The sequence below is a fragment of the Aquitalea aquatilis genome (assembly GCF_005155025.1).
GTDB classification, from domain to species: domain Bacteria; phylum Pseudomonadota; class Gammaproteobacteria; order Burkholderiales; family Chromobacteriaceae; genus Aquitalea; species Aquitalea aquatilis.
Genome location: NZ_CP039731.1, coordinates 2,378,961 through 2,395,188 on the forward strand (window position 1 = coordinate 2,378,961; position 16,228 = coordinate 2,395,188).

The 16,228-nt window shown below is 58.9% G+C and carries 14 protein-coding genes; 5 read left to right on the forward strand and 9 right to left on the reverse strand.

Annotation, left to right across the window (positions count from 1 at the left end):
- Nucleotides 1–23: 23 nt before the first annotated feature.
- Nucleotides 24–767: a substrate-binding periplasmic protein gene (locus FAZ30_RS11175; protein ID WP_168190826.1), complete on the reverse strand. Its 744-nt coding sequence runs from the start codon at nt 765–767 to the stop codon at nt 24–26.
- Nucleotides 768–894: 127 nt separating this feature from the next.
- Between FAZ30_RS11175 and FAZ30_RS11180 the strand changes: the two genes are divergently transcribed.
- On the forward strand, nt 895–1,812 hold the full coding sequence (locus FAZ30_RS11180) for a bestrophin family protein (RefSeq protein WP_124643520.1): 918 nt from the start codon (nt 895–897) through the stop codon (nt 1,810–1,812).
- Between the two features lie 116 nt (nt 1,813–1,928).
- Here the strand turns inward: FAZ30_RS11180 and acs are convergent, their stop codons facing one another.
- From acs to FAZ30_RS11195, 3 genes are all read right to left on the reverse strand, one after another.
- The gene (gene acs / locus FAZ30_RS11185; protein ID WP_124643519.1) at nt 1,929–3,893 is read right to left on the reverse strand and encodes an acetate--CoA ligase; all 1,965 of its coding nucleotides are present in this window, start codon (nt 3,891–3,893) and stop codon (nt 1,929–1,931) included.
- Between the two features lie 68 nt (nt 3,894–3,961).
- Entirely contained in the window at nt 3,962–5,641 is a 1,680-nt protein-coding gene (locus FAZ30_RS11190) for a cation acetate symporter (RefSeq protein ID WP_124643518.1), read from the reverse strand.
- The gene (locus tag FAZ30_RS11195; RefSeq protein ID WP_124643517.1) at nt 5,638–5,949 is read right to left on the reverse strand and encodes a DUF485 domain-containing protein; all 312 of its coding nucleotides are present in this window, start codon (nt 5,947–5,949) and stop codon (nt 5,638–5,640) included. Before FAZ30_RS11195 ends, FAZ30_RS11190 begins: the two co-directional genes overlap by 4 nt.
- A gap of 315 nt (nt 5,950–6,264) precedes the next feature.
- On the opposite strand from FAZ30_RS11195, the gene FAZ30_RS11200 reads away from it, so the two are divergent.
- From FAZ30_RS11200 to FAZ30_RS11210, 3 genes are read left to right on the forward strand one after another with little or no spacing between them, the layout of a single operon-like run.
- Nucleotides 6,265–7,161 carry a LysR family transcriptional regulator gene (locus FAZ30_RS11200; RefSeq protein WP_103522885.1) on the forward strand — a complete coding sequence of 299 codons (897 nt, stop codon included), beginning with the start codon at nt 6,265–6,267 and terminating at the stop codon, nt 7,159–7,161.
- Between the two features lie 26 nt (nt 7,162–7,187).
- Entirely contained in the window at nt 7,188–7,655 is a 468-nt protein-coding gene (locus FAZ30_RS11205; RefSeq protein WP_137009430.1) for a hypothetical protein, read from the forward strand.
- A gap of 46 nt (nt 7,656–7,701) precedes the next feature.
- Nucleotides 7,702–9,162, forward strand: coding sequence for a protein adenylyltransferase SelO (locus FAZ30_RS11210; RefSeq protein ID WP_137009431.1), 1,461 nt, complete (start codon nt 7,702–7,704; stop codon nt 9,160–9,162).
- 75 nt (nt 9,163–9,237) lie between these two features.
- Here FAZ30_RS11210 and FAZ30_RS11215 read toward each other — a convergent pair whose 3' ends face one another.
- From FAZ30_RS11215 to ppk2, 5 genes are all read right to left on the reverse strand, one after another.
- The gene (locus FAZ30_RS11215; RefSeq protein WP_137009432.1) at nt 9,238–10,902 is read right to left on the reverse strand and encodes an L-lactate permease; all 1,665 of its coding nucleotides are present in this window, start codon (nt 10,900–10,902) and stop codon (nt 9,238–9,240) included.
- Between the two features lie 243 nt (nt 10,903–11,145).
- A complete protein-coding gene (locus FAZ30_RS11220; protein WP_137009433.1) occupies nt 11,146–11,868 on the reverse strand; it encodes a UDP-2,3-diacylglucosamine diphosphatase in 723 nt (240 codons plus the stop codon).
- Between the two features lie 107 nt (nt 11,869–11,975).
- A complete protein-coding gene (locus tag FAZ30_RS11225) occupies nt 11,976–12,467 on the reverse strand; it encodes a peptidylprolyl isomerase (protein WP_124643512.1) in 492 nt (163 codons plus the stop codon).
- Between the two features lie 82 nt (nt 12,468–12,549).
- On the reverse strand, nt 12,550–13,107 hold the full coding sequence (locus tag FAZ30_RS11230; protein ID WP_124643511.1) for a peptidylprolyl isomerase: 558 nt from the start codon (nt 13,105–13,107) through the stop codon (nt 12,550–12,552).
- Nucleotides 13,108–13,224: 117 nt separating this feature from the next.
- Nucleotides 13,225–14,280, reverse strand: coding sequence for a polyphosphate kinase 2 (gene ppk2 / locus FAZ30_RS11235; RefSeq protein ID WP_137009434.1), 1,056 nt, complete (start codon nt 14,278–14,280; stop codon nt 13,225–13,227).
- A 216-nt stretch (nt 14,281–14,496) separates the two neighbouring features.
- Here ppk2 and FAZ30_RS11240 point away from each other — a divergent pair, with 216 nt between their 5' ends.
- On the forward strand, nt 14,497–16,164 hold the full coding sequence (locus FAZ30_RS11240) for a SulP family inorganic anion transporter (protein ID WP_124643509.1): 1,668 nt from the start codon (nt 14,497–14,499) through the stop codon (nt 16,162–16,164).
- Nucleotides 16,165–16,228: the final 64 nt, after the last annotated feature.

The window sequence follows — 16,228 nt, forward strand, 5'->3', positions numbered from 1 at the left end:
AGGGGCAGTGCGCCATGAGCAGCCTAACTGTTCTGGTTGAGGATCTTCTGATAGCGACCATCGTGCTTGATGGCGTCCAGCGCCTTGCGGAAGGCATCTACCGTGGCGCGTGGTGTGCCGAGGCTGAAGGCCATGGACATGCCCTGTGGCAGCTCGCGGAACACAAAAGCGGTTTGCAGCAGGCGGCCAGGATCGTCCTGTAATTGGCGCACCGTGGAAAAGGCGGTCAGCTGATTGGCGGCCCACAGATCAATCCGCCCGGCGCGCAGCATCTGGTAACCCTGGGTATAGGAGGCAAACGGCTCCAGGGCGGTAAAGCCATGTGCCAGCAGATATTTTTCCTGATAGGAACCGTGCAGCACGCCGATGGTGTAGCGACGGTAGTCGTCCAGCCGGCCGTCATTGGGCAGGTGCTGGCGATTGTCGGCCAGCATCAGTAATACCGGTGGCGAGTGGATCACCTCGCCCACCCACTGAAACAGGTTTTCCCGTTCCGGCGTGCGCGCCATGGCGCAGACCAGGGTGTTGGGCTGGTTTTGGCCCATGGCATAGACCCGGCTCCAGGGAAACAGGTGGATGGCATCGCTCAGGCCGAGATCCTTGGTGATCTGGCGGATGATCTCTACCACGATGCCGTGCTCCTGCCCGCTGGGGCCGCTGGAAAACGGCGGCAGATTGTCTTCGCAGGCGATGGTGATGGCGACCGCTTGCGCCGCGCCGATATGCAACAGCAGGCCCAGAGTCAGGGCCAGCAGGGTAGGGGACATGGATTCCATCAGTCCACTGTAGATCATGGCCGGCGTGGTGCAAGCTGGAATGCTGTTATTTTGCACTGCAACAAAAACGGTGATGTTTTATCATGCCCAGATCTCTGGTCCTGATTGATATTTGCCCATGATTGTCCGCTCTCCAGTGTCCTGGTTTCGTTTGCTGTTCGTGTGGAATGGCTCGGTGTTGCCGCGCATTCTGTCACGCTTGCTGCTTGTCTTTCTGATTTCGCTGCTAGCGACTGCTGCGCGGCATTGGTGGCTGAGCAGCCATGGTGATTCGGCATTAAGCATTCCCACCTTTACCCTGCTGGGGGTATCGCTGGCGATTTTCCTGGGTTTTCGCAACTCGGTCAGCTACGAGCGCTTCTGGGAGGCACGTAAGCTGTGGGGGGGCCTGCTGGTGGTGAATCGTTCGATTACCCGCCAGCTGCTGGCTGCCGCGCCTGAGCATCCGCAGGTGGCACAGGTGCTGGACCTGATTTGTGCTTTTGCCTATGCCTTGAAGGCACAGCTGCGCGAAGAGGAGGGGTGTGATCACATGCCACGTCTGCTGCCGGCTGATCTGCTGGATGAGGTGAATGGCGCGCGCTTCCGGCCGGGCATCATTCTGCGTCGGCTGGGCCAGCTGATCCTGCAACTGCAAGCCGAGGGTGTCATCAGCGAATGGCAATGGCAGGCGCTCGATCAAAAGCTGAATACCATGTCGGAAGTGCTGGGTGGTTGCGAACGTATCGGCAGCACGCCCATTCCCTACACCTACCGGGTTTTGCTGAACCGCACGGTCACCATCTATAGCTTGTTGTTGCCGTTGGGCCTGGTCAGCAGCATAGGCTGGCTGACACCGCCGATAGCGGTGTTCATCGCTTATACCTATCTGGCACTGGAAGTGATTGGCGAGGAGCTGGAAGAACCATTTGGCCGCGAGGGCAATGATCTGCCGCTGGCCGCGCTGTGCCACACCATCGAACTGGCCGTGCGCGAGATGCAGGGGCAGCCGATGCCGGTCACGGCGCCGCAGCCGCAGGGTATTTATCTGTATTGAGCGGTATTGCGCCCGGTATTGCACCGGGGGCGTAGGACAAGCTGACTGCTGTCGTGCAGACAAAAAAAAGCCCGGTGAAATCACCGGGCGCAAGGTCAGTGTGCTCCTGAATTGATTTACAGCGGATTCTGCAGTTGGCTGAGAATCTGCGGGTTTTCCAGTGTGGAAACGTCCTGGGTGATTTCTTCGCCCTTGGCGATCGAGCGCAGCAGGCGGCGCATGATCTTGCCGGAGCGGGTCTTGGGCAGGTTTTCGCCAAAGCGGATGTCATCCGGCTGGGCGATCTTGCCGATTTCATGGGCAACCCAGTTTTTCAGCTCGGCAGCAATCTTCTTGGCGTCATCACCCTCCGGACGGGCACCCTTCAGTACCACGAAGGCCACCACGGCTTCACCCTTCACCTCGTGCGGCTTGCCAACCACGGCGGCTTCAGCCACCAGCGGATTGGCTACCAGCGCCGATTCGATTTCCATGGTGCCCAGACGGTGGCCGGATACGTTCAGCACGTCGTCGATGCGGCCCATGATCCAGAAGTAGCCGTTTTCGTCGCGGTTGGCCGAGTCACCCGCCAGGTAGTACTGGCCGTTGAATTCGTCCGGGAAGTAGGTTTTCTTGAAGCGGTCCGGGTCGTTCCAGATGGTGCGCACCAGGGATGGGAAAGGCTTCTTGATTACCAGGAAACCACCACGGCCCGGTTCCACCTGGGCACCGGATTCGTCCACGATGTCGGCAACGATGCCCGGCAGCGGCAGGGTGCAAGAGCCCGGTTTGGTCGGTACCGCACCCGGAATCGGCGCAATCATGGCCGAACCGGTTTCGGTCTGCCACCAGGTATCCACGATAGGGCAGCGGCCACCACCGACCACTTCGTAATACCACATCCAGGCTTCCGGGTTGATCGGCTCGCCCACCGTGCCCAGAAGGCGCAGGCTGGACAGGTCGTATTGCTTGGGCAGGTCGTTGCCCAGCTTGATCAGCGAACGGATGGCTGTAGGGGCGGTATAGAAGATGCTGACCTTGTGCTGCTCGATCATGCGCCAGAAACGACCGGCATCCGGGTAGGTCGGCACCCCTTCGAATACCACCTGGGTGGCACCGATGCCCAGCGGGCCGTAGCAGATATAGGAGTGACCGGTGATCCAGCCCACATCGGCCGTGCACCAGTACACATCATTCGGTTTGTAGTCGAAAGCCCAGCGGAAGCTGTTGATGGCACCCAGCAGATAGCCGGCGCTGCTGTGCTGGATACCCTTCGGTTTGCCGGTGGAGCCGGAGGTGTACAGAATGAACAGCGGATCGTCCGCCAGCATCCATTCCGGTTCGCAGGCTTCGGCCTGGCCTTCCACCAGCTTGTGCCACCAGATATCGCGGCCTTCGGTCCACTGTGCGCCGCCATTGGTGCGCTGGTAAACCACTACGTTCTGTACCGATTCGCAGCCTTCCAGTGCCATTGCTTCGTCAACGGTGGCCTTCAGGGGAACGGTCTTGCCACCACGCAGGCCTTCATTGGCGGTAATCACCAGCTTGGCTCCGGCGTCCTGAACACGGTCACGTACGGCACCGGCAGAGAAACCGCCGAATACCACCGAGTGAATGGCACCGATACGGGCACAAGCCTGCATGGCAACGATGGCTTCAATCACCATCGGCATATAGATGACTACACGGTCGCCCTTGGCAATGCCCAGGCTCTTCAGGCCATTGGCAAACTGGCAGACACGGCGGTGCAGTTCGGAATAGGTAACACGGGTGACTTCGCCATCATCTGCTTCAAAGATCAGGGCGATCTTGTTGGCATTCAGCGGCAGGTGACGGTCGAGGCAGTTATAGGAAACGTTCAGCACACCATCGTCAAACCACTTGAAGAAGGGGGCATTGCTGTCATCCAGAACCCGGGAAAACGGTTTTTTCCAGGTAATCAGCTCGCGGGCCAGATCACCCCAGAAGGACAGGTAGCTGTCGTCGGCCTGCTCGCACAGTGCGTTGTAGGCCTCCATGCCCGACACGGTCGCCTTGTGGCGGAAGTCGTCGGACGGCGGAAAACTACGGGTTTCCTTCAGAATGGATTCGAGAGTGGACATTACCTTCTCCTTGTAAGTCTTGTTGTGCTGTAGCCGCATCCCGCAGGATGCGGCCCCAGGTGAAACGATTAGTGCTTGGAAGCGCCGGTTGCGCCGATACCGGTCATGGAGCGGACAAACTGCGCATCGAACTTGGCTTTTTCTTCTGCAGCCGATTTGGATTTGTCAGTTACCGAGAACAGCCAGGTGCTGACGAAAGCCAGGGTGATGGAGAAGATGGCCGGGTTCTTGTACGGGAACAGGGCAGCCTTGTGCTTCATCACATCAACCCATACTGCCGGTCCGAGGACGATCAGTACCACGGCAGTAGCCAGGCCAATGAAGCCGCCAATCACCGCGCCACGGGTCGTCAGGCCCTTCCAGAACATCGACAGGAACAAGACCGGGAAGTTGGCGGAAGCCGCGATGGAGAAGGCCAGACCCACCATGAAGGCGATGTTTTGCTTCTCGAACACCAGGCCCAGCACGATGGCGATGACACCCAGTGCCACGGTGGTGATCTTGGATACGCGGATTTCGTCAGCCTCGTTGGCCTTGCCCTTCATGATGACGGAGGCGTACAGGTCGTGCGAGACAGCAGAGGCACCGGAGAGGGCCAGACCTGCCACAACGGCCAGGATGGTGGCGAAGGCCACGGCAGAGATGAAGCCGAGGAACATGTCACCGCCAACGGCATTGGCCAGGTGAATGGCAGCCATATTGCTACCGCCAACCAGCTGGGTGATCTGCTTGCCATCCTTGGTGATGGTTTCCATCATGCCCGGCTGGTTCAGTACCAGCATGATTGCGCCAAAGCCGATGATGAAGGTCAGGATGTAGAAGTAGCCAATGAAGCCGGTTGCGTAGAACACCGACTTGCGGGCTTCCTTGGCATCAGACACGGTGAAGAAGCGCATCAGGATGTGCGGCAGGCCTGCAGTACCAAACATCAGCGCCATACCCAAGGAAATAGCATCAATCGGGTCGGTTTTGCCCGGTGCCATGATGGCGGCGTGCTTGGCGTGTGCGGCGACTGCTTTCTCGAACATCAGCTCAGGGCTGAAGCCTACGGTGGACAGCACCATGAAGGCCATGAACGACGCACCACACAGCAGCAGTACGGCCTTGATGATCTGTACCCAGGTGGTAGCCAGCATGCCGCCAAACAGCACGTAGCACACCATCAGGATGCCTACCATGACCACGGCAGAGGAGTAGTTCAGGCCGAACAACAGCTGGATCAGCTTGCCGGCACCCACCATTTGCGCGATCAGGTACATGGCGACCACGACCAGGGTGGAGGTGGCGGCAAACATGCGTACCGGTGTTTGTTGCAGGCGGTAGGAGGCCACGTCGGCAAAGGTGTATTTGCCCAGGTTGCGCAGGCGTTCTGCTACCAGGAACAGAATGACCGGCCAGCCCACCAGAAAGCCCATGGAGTAGATCAGGCCATCGTAGCCCTTGTCGAACACCATGGCGGAAATACCCAGAAAGGACGCTGCCGACATGTAGTCACCGGCAATGGCCAGTCCATTCTGGAAACCGCTGATGCCGCCACCGGCCGTGTAGAAGTCCGAGGCGGAGCGGGTGCGACGGGCTGCCCAATAGGTGATGCCCATGGTGAAGGCTACGAATACCACGAACATGATGATGGCGTGCCAGTTGGTTGCCTGTTGCTTCACATCACCTTCGATGGCGCCGGAAGCAAAGGCGAGTACCGGGAAAAGCGACAATGCTGCCAGAGCGAGAGAGCCAGTGCATTTTTTCATTTTTGTGCCTCCTCGACGATCTCGCGGTTGAGCTGGTCAAACTCGCCATTGGCTTTGCGCACGTACAGGCCGGTCAGCACGAAGGCGGAGAGAATGATCAGAATCCCGACCGGGATGCCTACAGTCATGGTCATGCCGGGAGCCAGCGGTGCGCCCAGCGTAGACGGTGAAAATGCCAGAATCATAATGAAGCCATAGTAAATGACCAGCATTGCGATGCTGAGCTGCCAACCCAGGCTTGTCTTCTTTTGAACAAGCTCTTTGAACTTCGGGTTGGACTGTACTTTCTTGAGTACGTCCTCGTTCATTGCATCCTCCTTTGTCGTAACGATCGTCTGACCGCTGTTCGAAACATAAGGGACGACAGGCTGCTCCTGCTAATCGCTTTTTTTGATTAATAAAATTTGTCAGACGGATGTTGCATTGCAAAAAATTATATTAATCATACGGTTGCGGTGGTATTTTTACTCCATTCACCATGTGGATGGTGCGGTTTTTTTTGCAAAAATACCGTGAAATTCTTGTGGTAAATACCGTAATGACGCCAAAATGTTGGCAAAGACAAGATCCGGAAAACAGGAAAATGTAGTCACCTTGCTACAGGCAGAGAGAACAGGTCGTACATGGAAATCTATCAGTTAAGGACCTTTGTCACCGTGGCCCAGCAGGGCCATCTGACACAGGCAGCAGAATTGCTGCATTTATCCCAGCCGGCAGTCACGGCACAGATCAAGGCGCTGGAAGAAGAAGTGGGCATGCCCTTGTTCGAACGCACTGCTGGTGGCGTCACCATGACGCGTGCCGGGCAGGAATTGCTGCCACAGGCACAGTCCATCCTGGCGTCGGCACGTGAAATCATCAATCACGCCAAAGGCTTGAAAGGGCAGACCGGAGGCAAGGCGCTGATTGGGCTGACCTTGACGCCGGCCACCCTGAAAGCCGGCGAGTGGGTGGCTGCGCTGGTGGAAAAATATCCGCTGCTGGACCTGCGGCTGCAACACGGAGTAACCGGCGAAGTGCTCAACCTGGTGCGCAAGAAGGAGCTGGACGCCGGCTTTTATCTGGGGAAAAACCCCTATGTCAACGTCAATACCGTGCTGCTCACCAATCTGCCTTTCCGCATCGTGCTGCCCAATGGCTGGAAAAATCGCATTGATCTGAACAACACCAAGGAGCTGGGGCGCCTGCCCTGGGTTGGGTTGTCGCAATTTTCCAGTTTGTCGAAAATTACCGCCGAACTCTGGCGCGAACTGAATATTTCGCCGAAGAAGGTGACAGAAAGCGACAATCTGGCCGCTGTGCTGGAACTGGTGGCCTGCGGCGTGGGCGTGGCACTGGCACGTGAGGAGGAGGCGCTGGAGTGGGAAGCCGCCGGACGATTGACGGTTGTGCCGGCTGTGCGCAAACTGGCCGAGCTGCAGTTTGTCTATCCGTCCGACCGGGTGGGCGATCCGATTCTGGAGGCTTTGCTGCAGGAATTGATCCGTGTCTGGGCGCTCAGCCCGGATGTAGCACACTAACCCGCAGCGACCGACGAGGAATATCCATGGCTTACGAGTGGTTTGCCAGCGTTTTTCAGCGCTACCTGAGTGCCATGGAGCTGAGTCAGCGCCGCCTGCTGGACGCCCAGCAGGATGCCTGTCTGAGCTGGACCGCCGCCTGGCTGCCAGCCTATCCCCTGGCCGAGGGCGAGGTGCAAAACCGCATCGATGGCAGCCTGCTCAGTGGGGTATCGCTGTTGCAGGCTCAGGCGGACAACCAGCGCGACCTGATGCTGGCCACGGAAAAATCACTCAATGAGATGCACAAGCACCTGCTGCGGCAGCTGGAGCAATCCGGCCAGCACCCTTCCTACGCCGTGATGAAGCAGGCCCTGCAACTGGGGCAGAGTTCCGGCAGTGCTGTCAGCAAGATGAGCCGACAGGTCGGACATTTTGCCGCTACCAGTTTTTCATCGGCCTCGCTCAACGCCGCCCGCGATATGCGCCGGGTGTGGAAGCAACAAAAACCCTGATCATCCGCTGGTGTTTATCTGCCGGACACCCGACTAGAATCGGGCAATGAGCCCATTTTCTTCTCTGACCTTTGGTCAACGCTTGCTGGAGCTGCCGCCTGTCTTCTACCAGCACATCCAGTCCCAGCGGCTGAGTGAACCCTATCTTGTGGCCGGCAATGCCCGCTTGTGCGAGACATTGGGTGTGACAAGCAGTGAGCTGTCCCAGCCCGCCGGGCTTGCCTTGCTGTCCGGCAACCAGTTTGTCCCGGGTGTGCCCGCACTTGCAGCACTGTACGCCGGTCACCAGTTCGGTGTGTATGTTCCCCAGCTTGGTGATGGTCGTGCCTTGTCGTTGGGCGATACCGTTGATACCGCAGGACAGCGTTGGGAGTGGCAACTCAAGGGGGCCGGTCTGACCCCGTTCTCGCGCATGGGCGACGGCCGTGCCGTGCTGCGCTCCACCATTCGCGAATATCTGTGTAGTGAAGCCATGCACGGACTGGGCATTCCCACCACGCGCGCCCTGGCCATGACTGGCTCGCCCGACCCGGTTTATCGCGAACGCCCGGAAACCGCAGCAGTGTTGACGCGTCTGGCAGAAAGCTTCATCCGCTTTGGCAGTTTTGAAGTGTTTTACCACCGTGGACAACATGATGAAATCCGGCTGTTGGCCGACTTTGTCCTACGCCATCATTTTCCGCACTGCGCCCACGCAGACCAGCCCTATGCGGCACTTTTTGCCGATATTGTCGCCAGGACGGCGCAGTTGATTGCTCACTGGCAGGCTGTCGGCTTCTGTCATGGCGTCATGAATACCGACAATATGTCCATCCTGGGCCTGACGCTGGACTATGGCCCTTTTGGTTTCATGGACGGTTTCAATGCCGCACATGTGTGCAACCACAGTGATCATGCCGGGCGTTATGCTTACAACCAGCAACCGCAAGTAGGTCTGTGGAACCTGCATTGTCTGGCATCGGCCTTCTTGCCGCTGGTAAGCGAAGAGCAATTGTTGGAGGCACTTTCCGGCTATCGGGAGCAGTACTCGCAATACTGGTTGATGTTGATGCGCAACAAGTTGGGTCTGGAGCTAGAGCTGGAGGACGATGAGGCCTTGATCGAAGCACTGCTGCTGGCCATGCATGCGCACCATACGGATTACACCCTGTTTTTCCGCAGGCTGGCGGACTTTGAGATTGCGGGCGACAACCACGCTTTGCGGGATTTGTTTGTGGATCGCAGTCTGTTTGATGACTGGGCTGCACGTTACGCTACGCGTATGCAGCTGGAAACAAGGTCCACGGCAGAGCGCAAGCTGGCCATGCTTGCCGTTAATCCCAAATACATCCTGCGTAACTACCTGGCAGAGCAGGCGATACAAGCCGCGCAACAGGGGGATTTCTCCCTGATTGCCAGCCTGCATGATTGCCTGAGCCATCCCTTTGACGAGCAGCCGCAATACCAGGCTTTCGCCGGAGAGCCCCCGGCCTGGGCGCAGGAAATCAGTGTCAGCTGTTCAAGTTGACCGATAGAGCATTGTCTCTGGCAGAAAAGAAAAAAGCTCCCGAACGGGAGCTTTTTTCAATGCTTACACATGCGTTTAGTGCAGTACCAACAAGGTGAACGGCGGCAGGTAGGCCATGGCCGTTACCACCAGACCGACCAGGCAAGCCAGTGCCAGCGAATGGAAGAATACATAGCGCAGGATCACGCCTTCCTTGCCGTAGTACTGGGTTGCGGTGGAGGCTACCACGATGGATTGGGCGTCGATCATCTTGCCCATCACACCACCAGCCGAGTTGGCGGAGGTCATCAGCACCGGCGACAGGCCCAGCTGGTTGGCAGAAGCTTTTTGCAGGCCGCCAAACAGTACGTTGGCCGCAGTGTCCGAGCCAGTCAGTGCAACGCCCAGCCAGCCCAGCAAGGTGCCGAAGAAGGGGTAGAGCACGCCGGTGTGCGAGAACGCTAGGCCCAGGGTGATGTCCACGCCGGAGTAGCGGGTGAGGTAGCCCAGTGCCAGCATGGCCACGATGGTGATCAGCGAGTAGCGCAGCGACCAGAAAGTCTGGCCATATACCTTCACCAGTTCGCTCGGGCGGTAGCCCATGATCAGGCCGGACAGGATGCCGGCTACCAGAATGCCGGTGCCAGTGGTGGACAGCAGGTTCAGCTTGTAGATGGCGGCTTCAAGATGCGGTGTCGCAACTACCGGCGGCATTTTCTGCACCAGGTTGTGCAGGCCGGGCCACTGGATTTCCAGGGTGAAAATGGAGTCCAGCAGCTTTTTCACGCTAGGCGAGCCCCAGGCGAACACCAGTACCGACAGGATGAGCCAGGGCAGCCAGGCGCGGATCACATCGCTGGTGCTGTAGCCATGTTTGGGTTGCAGACCGGTGTTGCCGGCGGCTTCTGCCGCAGCACCAGCCATGGTGCCAGCGGTGGAGGTGTAAACCTCTTTCGGGTGCCATACCTTGAGGAAGAACACCAGTGCTGCGATGGAGCAGACCGAGGCAATCACGGCTACCAGTTCCGGGCCCATGAGGTTGGACACAAGCAGTTGCGGAATGGCGAAAGACAGACCGGCCACCAGTACGGCAGGCCAGATGCGCATGGTGTTTTTCCAGCCGCAGAAGGCAATCAGCAGCCAGAACGGCACGATGATGGCGAAGATGGTCATCTGGCGACCGACCATGGACGAAATCAGCATCACGTCGATGCCCGTTACCTTGGCCAGGGTGGTGATCGGCGTACCCAGCGCGCCATAGGCGACCGGAGCGGTATTGGCGATCAGCGACAGACCGGATGCGGCCAGCGGCGAGAAGCCCAAGCCGATTAGCATGGCACCGGTGACTGCAACCGGGGTACCGAAGCCGCCGGCACCTTCGAAGAAGGCACCAAAGCAGAAGGCAATCAGCAGCAGTTGCAGGCGACGGTCTTGCGTGACGCCGGTAATGCTCTCGCGCAGGATGGCGAACTGGCCTTTGCGCTCGGTCAGCTGGTACAGGAAGATCACGTTGAGAATGATCCAGCCAATCGGCAGCAGGCCATTGGCAGCGCCCATCAGGGTGGCGCTAAGCGCCATGCTGCCCGGCATGCCGAAGATGCCGATGGCGACGACGAGCGAGGTGATCAAGCCCATTACGGCAGCAATGTGTGCCTTGATATGGAAAATGCCGAGCGCGCCCAGCAGCACGATGATCGGCAACGCTGCGCACAGCGTAGACAGCCACGGGTTGCCCAGTGGGTCGTAGACGTGGGACCACATAATGATTCTCTCCAATGATTGTTGGCGTTGATCGGGCTGCGCGTCGTGTGACGGACCCGTTATCGAGCGTTCCGCCTGTTTTTGTGCTGGTGGCGGATGGCGCAACTGTAGTGATTGCGCCGCCAATCGTCATTTAGGGCTTGCCCTTGCGGGTTTACCCTTGGAGATGATGTGAACTTGAGGGAAATGCTGGGTGGGTGAGGCTTGTTGCAGCAATGCTTGCAGCGTGTTGCTGGTGGGGCCTTAGCCCAGCGGCAGTGCCGTGAGACCGGACGCATCCAGGCGCAGATAGCCACCCTGGGCACCGTGCCAGTCGCGGATGACCCAGCGTTCGGCCTGGTGGCTGCCTTGCTGGTGCGTGTGGGTGGCCGGGCGGTGGGTATGGCCGTGAATCAGCGTGGGCCAGTCATGCTGTGTCAGCAGTTCCAGCACGGCGCTGTCGGTTACGTCGGTAATAGCGCTCAGGCCTTGTTGCTGCTTGGCTGCTTCACTCTGCATGCGGGCCTGTGCGGCGATGGCGTGGCGCTCGGCCAGCGGCCTGGCCAGCATGGCGGCTTGCCAGGCCGGATTGCGGCTCATGGCGCGGAATTGCTGATAGGCGGTATCGGCCGTGCACAGGGCATCGCCATGGCTGAGCAGGTAGCGCTGGCCGAAGGCTTCCAGCAAGTAAGGATCTTCAAGCAGTACGGCACCGGATCGCTGGCTAAAACCATCACCCAGCAGGAAGTCGCGATTGCCGCGCATCACATACAGCGAAGTGCGCTGCGAGAACTGCTTCATCGCCGCCAGTAATGGCTGCAAGAACGCGCTGTCATCATCATCGCCCACCCAGTATTCGAACAGGTCACCCAGAATGAACAGGCTGTCGATCTGTCCTTGCCATTGCTGCAAGGACTCTACAAACAGCTGACACAGTACAGGGCAGTCTTCGCTCAGGTGCAGGTCGGAGATGAAGTGATGGCTCATAGTAGGTCGGCAGCGGCAAATGAAGGGCAGGTGGGTAAAGCAAAGCCAGCTGCCTGACGGCTGCTGGCTGGTGTGGCAAAGCCCGGCCCTGGAGCCGGACCGGCGGATCAGATGATCTCGGCTTTTTCCAGCACGACGGCTTCTGCCGGTACGTCCTGATGGCCACCGCTGCGACCGGTGCGTACGGTCTTGATACGGTCAACCACGTCCTTGCCTTCCACTACCTGACCAAAGACTGCATAGCCCCAACCCTGGGTGGTTTCGGACTTGAAGTCGAGGAAGTCGTTGTCGGACACGTTGATGAAGAACTGTGCCGAAGCGGAGTGCGGGTCCATGGTACGGGCCATGGCAACGGTGTAGGTCTTGTTGGAGATACCGTTGTTGGCTTCGTTCTTGATCGGATCGCGGGTGTCTTTCTGCTTCATGTCGGCATCAAAACCGCCGCCCTGAATCATGAAACCGTTGATGACGCGATGAAAGATGGTGCCATCGTAGTGACCGCTCTTTACGTATTCTTCAAAGTTGGCTGCGGTAACCGGAGCCTTGTCGCTGAACAGTTCCAGCACGATTTCGCCAAAATTGGTGGTCAGTTTGATCATGAGGGTCATCCTTGTGTCTGAAGCGAATGCTTGCTGATGTGGTGGTGTGCGGTCCGGACCTGCCGGACCGACTGGTGGCGGGTCAGGGTTTGACTACCACCTTCTGAATCACGATGGGCTCGAACGGCACGTCGTCCATGCCTTTCATGTTGCCGGTGTGGGTCTTGGCAATGCGATTGACCACGTCCATTCCCTTGCTTACCTTGCCGAACACGGCATAGCCGATGCCTTGCGGTGTCGGGTTCTTGTAATCAAGGAATTCGTTGTTGGCCACATTGATGAAAAACTGTGCGGTCGCCGAGTTCGGATCGGCGGTGCGGGCCATGGCAATGCTGCCGATGGTGTTTTTCAGGCCGTTGGCAGCTTCATTCGGAATGGGTGCGTTGGTTTTCTTCTGTTCCAGTTTGCCGTCAAAGCCGCCGCCCTGGATCATGAAACCGTCGATGATGCGGTGAAATACCGTGCCGTTATAGAAACCGGCTTTGGCATAACTCACGAAGTTGGCCACTGTCTTGGGTGCTTTGGCCGAATCCAGGGTGATTTCGATCACGCCTTTGTTGGTGGTCATTTCCACGACCGGTGCGGCTTGCGCCAGCAGCGGCAGCGCACATAGAGCGAGGCTGGAGAGCAGTTTTTTCATGGGCGTATCGGGTGCTATCGGCAGGAACAATGCCGAATTCTAGCACAGCAGCCGGCCGTGGATGCGACCGGCTCCACCAGTCGGCCAGCATGCTGGCCGCTGCTTCTGCCCGGGGACTCAGACGCCGAAGCGCATCAGCTTGTCTTCGTCTTCGTTCTGCATGTGCTTGGGTGCGCCGACAATCAGCGGGTCGGCATTGTGTGCCACGCGTGGGTCTTTGTCGGGATAGTCCAGGCTGGCCAGGAAGTGGCGGATGCAATTGAGGCGGGCGCGCTTCTTGTCGTCAGACTTCACCACCACCCACGGTGCATCGCCGGTATTGGTATGGAAGAACATCGCCTGTTTGGCGGCGGTGTAGTCGTCCCACTTGTCCAGCGACTGAATGTCGATGGGGGAGAGCTTCCAGTGCTTGAGCGGGTCGTCGCGGCGCGAGATGAAGCGGCGCAGCTGTTCTTCGCGGCTGACCGAGAACCAGAACTTGAACAGATGGATGCCGCTGTTGACCAGCATGCGCTCCAGCTGCGGGGTCTGGCGCATGAATTCCAGATATTCATCCGGATTGCAAAAGCCCATGACGCGTTCGACGCCAGCGCGGTTATACCAGGAGCGGTCGAAGAACACGATTTCGCCGGAAGCCGGCAGATGTTCGATATAACGCTGGAAATACCACTGGGTGCGTTCGCGCTCGGACGGCTTCTCCAGGGCTACCACGCGGGCACCGCGCGGGTTGAGGTGTTCCATATAGCGCTTGATGGTGCCACCCTTGCCGGCTGCATCGCGGCCTTCAAACAGGATGACGATTTTCTGCCCGGTTTCTTTTACCCAGTTCTGCACTTTCAGCAGCTCGATCTGGAGCTCAAGCTTGATTTTTTCGTATTCGGTGCGCCGCAGGCGGGTGCGGTAGGGGTAGCTGGCAGGCAGTTCGGCCGTGGTGCTGTCTTCGCTGGTGCCGTGCGGTGCTTCGGCTACTTGCAGGGCGACCGGCTCCTGGCTGATGGTTTCGATGGCCTTGATCGATTCCTGATGTACGCGTTTGACATTGCTTTGACGGCTGCTGCCGCTACGAGCGGGTTTGCGGGCCGGGGTGTTGCTGGCAGCGGCTGCGGGGGCGGCAGCGGGAGCTTCCGGGTTGACAGCGGGGGTGGTGGGGTCGGTATTTTTGTCTTGTGTCATGGTTTTCCCTCATGCTGAAGTGGTCATGAAATCATCCTACGCCTGTTGAATTAGGGTGTCGATATGCCTCCGCCATGGCCCGCGCCGCAGCCGGAATGCGACATGAAGTCGTGCATCCCTTGCGTGGCAAGGCGCTGGCGTCGATGATGACAAGATAACCCTGCTGCCGGTGTGCCAGAGCCTGCCGGCCATTCACAACAATAGAAAGCTGTCGCCATGTTCAGTCTGGGTTTCCGTCCCCGCGTCCTCGATACCCTGCAACACTACAATCGCAATCTGCTGCGCGATGACGTCATGGCGGGTCTCACCGTGGGCATTGTCGCATTGCCACTGGCGATGGCCTTTGCCATGGCCAGCGGAGTGACGCCGCAGGCCGGCATCTTTACCGCCGTGATTGCCGGTTTCCTGGCGGCGGCGCTGGGCGGCAGCCGTCTGTCGGTGACCGGGCCGACCGGGGCCTTCATCGTGATCATCTATGGCATCGTGGCCAAGTATGGAGTGGCCAATCTGCTGATCTGCACCTTCATGTCGGGGGTGATGCTGGTGTTGATGGGGCTATTCCGGCTGGGGCAGGTGATCCGCTTTTTCCCGCTACCGCTGATTACCGGCTTTACCAATGGCATCGCCGTGCTGATTTTCCTGACCCAATTGAAGGATTTCTTTGGCCTGCCGGTGGATAAAATGCCGGCCGGTTTCTTTGCGGTGATGCAGGTGTTGCGTGAGCAACTGGGCAATTTCCACTGGCCCACCTTGCTGCTGTCAGCGGCCAGTCTGCTGCTTATCCTGTTCTGGCCGAAGCGGCTTAACCGCGTATTGCCGGCACCTTTTGTGGCACTGGTGCTGGCGACTCTGATCACCGCGCTATTCGGGCTGCCGGTGGCGACGCTGGGCAGCAAGTTTGGCGGCATCCCGCAGGGGCTACCCAGTTTTGGCGGGCTGGATCTGGACCCGACCCATCTGTCCGACCTGTTGGCTCCGGCTTTTACCATTGCCCTGCTGGGTGCCATCGAATCGCTGCTGTGCGCGGTGGTGGCCGATAGCATGACGGCGGACAAGCACGATTCCAATCAGGAGCTGATTGGCCAGGGCATCGCCAATATGGTGGCGCCTTTCTTTGGTGGCATTCCGGCCACCGGGGCGGTGGCGCGCACCGCCACCAATATCAGCAATGGCGGTAAAACGCCGGTGGCCGCCATGGTGCATGCGCTGTTGCTGTTGCTGATTCTGCTGGTGGCCGCGCCCTTGGCCGCCAGCATCCCGCTGGCGGTGCTGGCGGCCATCCTGATTTCAGTGGCGCTGAAAATGGGCGACTGGGATATCCGCAAGGCTTTCCAGTTCCCCAAGCGCGACACGGCTGTGCTGGTGGTTACCTTTGTACTGACCGTGGTGTTCGACCTGACGGTGGCGGTGCAGATCGGCCTGCTGATGGCGGCGGTGTTCTTCATTCGCAGCATGGCCAGCCATACTTCGGTTAACCGGCTGTTGCCGGAATACGCCCAGCTGTTCGAGCGCCACACCATTGCCGGCAAGCATGTGCCGGATGGCTGTGCGGCCTTTCGTGTTGAAGGGGCCCTGTTCTTTGGCGCGGCGGACAGCGTGGAAATCATCCACCAGCAGGCCGAGCAGGCGCGGGTCATCATTCTGCAATTGCACCGGCTGGTGCTGCTGGACACCACCGGTCTACTGGCACTGGACAGTCTGAACGACAAGCTCAGGGCGCAGGGCAAGACGCTGATTCTATGTGGCGCGGCGGATGAAGTGCTGGCCATGCTCAAGGGTTCGCGGCTGGCTGATGACCTGGGTAGCGACAATCTGCAGCCGGATCTGGCCGCAGCACTGCTGCGTGCCGAGCAGCTGCTGACCAGTGGCGTGGTGTGGGGTTAGGGCCTGTTAACACGATGTTTTCTGCGGCGCAGGCCCTGAAAGGTTGTCAATGCAAGGTGGAGGG

What these genes read in the sequence shown, in the direction of transcription:
- FAZ30_RS11195 (WP_124643517.1), bottom strand. Translation starts at nt 5,949, where the DNA reads ATGAACGAGGACGTACTCAAGAAAGTACAGTCCAACCCGAAGTTCAAA.
- FAZ30_RS11190 (WP_124643518.1), bottom strand. Translation starts at nt 5,641, where the DNA reads ATGAAAAAATGCACTGGCTCTCTCGCTCTGGCAGCATTGTCGCTTTTC.
- ppk2 (WP_137009434.1), bottom strand. Translation starts at nt 14,280, where the DNA reads ATGACACAAGACAAAAATACCGACCCCACCACCCCCGCTGTCAACCCG.
- FAZ30_RS11225 (WP_124643512.1), bottom strand. Translation starts at nt 12,467, where the DNA reads ATGATCAAACTGACCACCAATTTTGGCGAAATCGTGCTGGAACTGTTC.
- FAZ30_RS11230 (WP_124643511.1), bottom strand. Translation starts at nt 13,107, where the DNA reads ATGAAAAAACTGCTCTCCAGCCTCGCTCTATGTGCGCTGCCGCTGCTG.
- FAZ30_RS11210 (WP_137009431.1), top strand. Translation starts at nt 7,702, where the DNA reads ATGAGCCCATTTTCTTCTCTGACCTTTGGTCAACGCTTGCTGGAGCTG.
- FAZ30_RS11200 (WP_103522885.1), top strand. Translation starts at nt 6,265, where the DNA reads ATGGAAATCTATCAGTTAAGGACCTTTGTCACCGTGGCCCAGCAGGGC.
- FAZ30_RS11220 (WP_137009433.1), bottom strand. Translation starts at nt 11,868, where the DNA reads ATGAGCCATCACTTCATCTCCGACCTGCACCTGAGCGAAGACTGCCCT.
- FAZ30_RS11215 (WP_137009432.1), bottom strand. Translation starts at nt 10,902, where the DNA reads ATGTGGTCCCACGTCTACGACCCACTGGGCAACCCGTGGCTGTCTACG.
- FAZ30_RS11205 (WP_137009430.1), top strand. Translation starts at nt 7,188, where the DNA reads ATGGCTTACGAGTGGTTTGCCAGCGTTTTTCAGCGCTACCTGAGTGCC.
- FAZ30_RS11180 (WP_124643520.1), top strand. Translation starts at nt 895, where the DNA reads ATGATTGTCCGCTCTCCAGTGTCCTGGTTTCGTTTGCTGTTCGTGTGG.
- FAZ30_RS11240 (WP_124643509.1), top strand. Translation starts at nt 14,497, where the DNA reads ATGTTCAGTCTGGGTTTCCGTCCCCGCGTCCTCGATACCCTGCAACAC.
- FAZ30_RS11175 (WP_168190826.1), bottom strand. Translation starts at nt 767, where the DNA reads ATGTCCCCTACCCTGCTGGCCCTGACTCTGGGCCTGCTGTTGCATATC.
- acs (WP_124643519.1), bottom strand. Translation starts at nt 3,893, where the DNA reads ATGTCCACTCTCGAATCCATTCTGAAGGAAACCCGTAGTTTTCCGCCG.